At 64.8% G+C, this 4,220-nt stretch carries 1 protein-coding gene; it reads left to right on the top strand.

Features of this window, described 5'->3' with window-relative positions; translation table 11 throughout:
- On the top strand, positions 1 to 4,220 hold a 4,220-nt coding region (locus EOC06_RS24570), incomplete at both ends, for a beta strand repeat-containing protein (protein WP_368773599.1).

Here is a 4,220-nt window from a genome sequence, read left to right on the forward strand (position 1 = left end):
GGCGACATCAACATCACCAATCCCGGCGCCGATGGCATCTCGTTTGCCGGCGTCAATGCGGCGGTGGTCGCCGGCAACATCGTCATCTCCGGACTGGGTGTCGGCACCGGCCTCGACTTCTCCGGCAGCAAAACCAATTTCACCGCGCAGTCGCTCAACATCACCGGCACCGGTGCGGCCGGCTCGATCGGCATCGACCTGACCTCGCCGAGCGTCGGCGGCGCGGTGATCACCATCACCGCTGGTGGCGTCATCGCCGGGGTCGATACCGGCGTGCGCTTCGGCCTAGCGGGGTCGCCCGCCAATTCGGCCAACGCCGAGTTCATCTTCGGCGGCGGTTCGATCGCCGGCATCACCGCTTCGCTCGACGCGCGCGGCCTGAACCAGACGCTCGGCCACTATGCGTTCGGCTCGACAGCGTTCAGCGGTCCGCAGCTGTTCGACCAGCAAAATGTCATCTTCGTTGGCTCGTCGGCGACGGGCAGCGGCGACGGCTCCTCGCTGGCGAACCTGGCTGCGGTCGGCACCGCCGATGGCAACACCGACAGCGACGCCATCTTCGTGCTCGTCAACGACGGCACCGCAATCGACGCCTCGGGCGGCTTCTCGCTCAGCGCCGGCCAGACGCTGGCCTCGTTCGGCAACGGGCGGACCTTCTCGCTCGGCGGCGTTCCGGTGAACGTCACAGGCGAAAATGTCGAGCACGATGCAGTCATCTCGGACCCCAGCGGCGCGGCGACGCTGACCAATTCCGGCGCCGGCGATGTCGTGACGCTTGCCAACAACAGCTCGCTGCTTGATTTCAACATATCAGGCGGCAGCGCCAATGGCGTTCATGGCAGCGGCGTAAGCGCGGTGACGATCTCGGGCCTGTCCGTTTCCGGAGCAGGTCTCAACGGCGTGCTGTTCGATGGCACCAACAGCGTTACCGCCACAAACCTGACGTCGGTGGTCAATGCCGGCGCCGGCCTCTCGATCCAGGGCGATGGCACCTACACCTTCAACGGCACGACGACACTGTCGGGCAATACCGATGGCTTGCTGATCAACGGCAACGGAACCTACGCCTTCGAGACGCTTGATGCGAAGGACAATGGCGGCAGCGGCGTTGACGCCACATCGACGGGCTCCGGCTCGCTTTCAACCACGGGCGGAATTATCTCCGGCAACGGCGGTAACGGATTCAGCGCATCCCAGATTGGGCTCGATGTCACGCTGACCAGCCTCAGCCATACCGGCATCGGGACCGGTGTCAGCCTCTCGAACGTCACCGGCAGCTTCGATATCGCTGGCACGACGACCATTTCGAACGCCTCGAACGGCATCTTCATCCAGAACAGCTCGGCAACGGTTGGCTTTGGCGGCAAGGTCACCGTCACAGCTCCAACTGGCTCTGGTATCATACTGGCCGCCAATTCCGGTGCCATCACGTTCGGTGATGTCGCGATCGACCAGCCGGGTCAAAATGCAATCGACATTTTCGGCACCAACGGCGCGATTGGCTTTGGCAATATCGACATCACGGGCCTGCCGACGGCCAAGACCGGGCTCGACCTGTCGGGCAGCAACTCGACCTTCACCGCCACCTCGCTCGACATTGCCGGCGCCGGCACGTCGACAGGCATCGACCTTTCCGGCACCGCCGGCGGCTCGGTGACGATCGGCGCCGGCGTCATTTCAGCCGGCACCGGCGTCCAGATGGGCACGCATGGCGCGTCCGGCACCACCGCCAACACGACCTTCGTGTTCGGCGCGTCCGGGGTTGGCTCGATCACAGGCACGAGCGCGTCGCTCGATATGCGCGGCCTGTCGCCGGGCAGCGGCAGCTATGCCTTCAACACCACGGTGCTGAACGGTCCGCAGCTGTTCGACATTGCCAACGTCGTTTTCGTGGGTTCGGCCAACACGGGCCTAGGCGACGGCTCCAGCGTCAACGACCTGATCAATGCCACCGCGGCGGACGCGCTGGCGGCCCCTGCCAACACGATCTTCGTCCTGGTCAACAACGGGGCCGGAAACATCGATACCGATGCCGACGGCTTCACGCTTGCCGACGGCCAGCAGATCGTATCCTTCGCCAATGGCGCTTCCGTGGACCTGGGCTCGCCGCCCGCCAATGTCACCGGCACGAATGTCATCAGTGGCACGCAGGTGCAAGATGACCCCTTCGGCAATGGCGGGGCGACGCTCAACAATGCGGTTGGCAGCACTATCGACGTGGCGAATGGCAACGTCATCGAGAACCTTACCGTCAGCAATGCCGGCTCGGGCGCGGCGATCGACGGCTCGGGCGTCAATGGCCTGACCATCAACGGCGTAACGATCAGCAGCGCCGTCAGCGGTGTCAACCTGATGGGCGCGTCGGGGGCGATCGGCGTCACCAATCTGAACATTCAGGCGGCGCAGAACGGTATCCTGGTGGCCAATTCGTCGTCGTCGGCCAGCTTCACCGACACCACGATCGGCGGCGTCAGCGGCATCGCCCTGTCGCTCAGCAACTACAGCGGCACAGGCACCTTCACCAATTTCGATATCACCGGCGCTGGCGCTGGCGTCGGCATCGTTGGCGGCTCCACCGGCACGATGACCTTCGACGCGGCAAGCTCGATCGCCGGCACGACGGGCATCGCGTTCAACATCGATACGGCGACGCCAAACGTCACCTACCACGGCACCATCAACCAGACCGCCGCTGCAAGCGCGGTCAAGATCAACGCCATGACCGGCGGCACCGCCACCTTCGGCGGCCTGATCACCGCCAACACCGGTTTCGCCAATGCCATCGACCTGACCGGCAACACCGGTGGCACGATCAACTTCAACGGCGGGCTCAACCTCACCACCGATGGCGGATTTGCCTTCAGTGCCATTGATGGCGGCACGCTGAGCGTGACGGGAACCAACACCGTGGCAACCGGCGCCGGCGTCCTCGAAAGGGGTATCCAGATCGGCGGCACCGGCATGACCATCGGCACGGCCGGTGTTAATTTCGCCAGCGTCACCGTGGACGGCTCGGGTGGCATCGTTTCGAGCGGCATCGTCATCCAGAACACCGCAGGTGGCGATGTCACTTTCGGCGCAGTTGACATGAACCGCGTCAATGGCGATGCCATCGCTGCCATCCGACTGACCAATGTCAGCAACGCCGTTACCTTCAACGGCACGACGAAGATCGACACCGTTGTCGCCAATGGACCGGGCTTCGCGGTGCAGGATAGCTCGGCCAATGTCACGGTCAACAATTTGGTGACGACGCTGGTTTCGGGCGCCGACGTCAGCCTGGCCAACAACACTGGCACGATCGGGATCGGCGGCACCATCACCAATTCCGGCATCGGCGACGGCGTCGTCGTGTTCGGCGGCAGCGCGGCGATCACGGTCTCGGCAAACATAGCCAGTTCCGCCGGCACACCGGGCACGGCGGTCAAGGTCGACGGTACCACCGGCGGTTCGGCTACCTTCGACGGCAGCATCACCTCGACCGGCACCGGCAATCTTTTCGCGATCGGCTCGTCGCTGCCCCCGGTCGGCGGCGCGATCGGCTTCATCGGCTCGACACTGTCGGCGGTGGGCGGCGGTGGCGCGGTCGTCACTGGTCTTGCCGGCACCGCGACGCTGAACGTCACGGTTCCGCTGTCGATCACCAATGCCGCGGCCACCGGCCTGTCCGTCGCCAATGTCGCCAGCACCGCATCGGCGACCTTCGGGACGGTGACCGTGTCGGGTGCGACAGGCAATGGTATCGACATCACCAACAATGCTGGCGCAGTCACCTTCGGCACCACCAGCGTGACGATGGGCTCGACCGTCGGCCCGGCCGGCATCAACTTCGCCGGCACCAATGCCGACGTCACCTTCGGCACGACCAACGTGACGCTTGGCGCGGGCGCCAACCAGACCGGCATCGACTTCAGCGGGTCGTCAACGGCCGCCGATTTCGGCCTGACCACGATCACCGGCACCGGCGACCTGACCTCGCGCGGCATCGACCTGTCGTCGACCACTGGCAACAAGGTCATCAGCTTTCTGCAGGGTTCGAAGATCGACAATGTCGGCATCGGCGTCGACCTGTCGTCGGGCCTCACCACGGCGACCACCGCCGACGCCATCTTCACCTTCGGCGACGGCGATTCGACGGACGGCCTGGAATCCTTCATCACCGCGGCGTCTGGAGGCTACACCGTCAATACGGTCGGCCTCGACCCGACCAAGGGCAGTTA

The organism is Mesorhizobium sp. M7A.F.Ca.MR.362.00.0.0 (assembly GCF_004023175.1).
GTDB lineage: Bacteria > Pseudomonadota > Alphaproteobacteria > Rhizobiales > Rhizobiaceae > Mesorhizobium.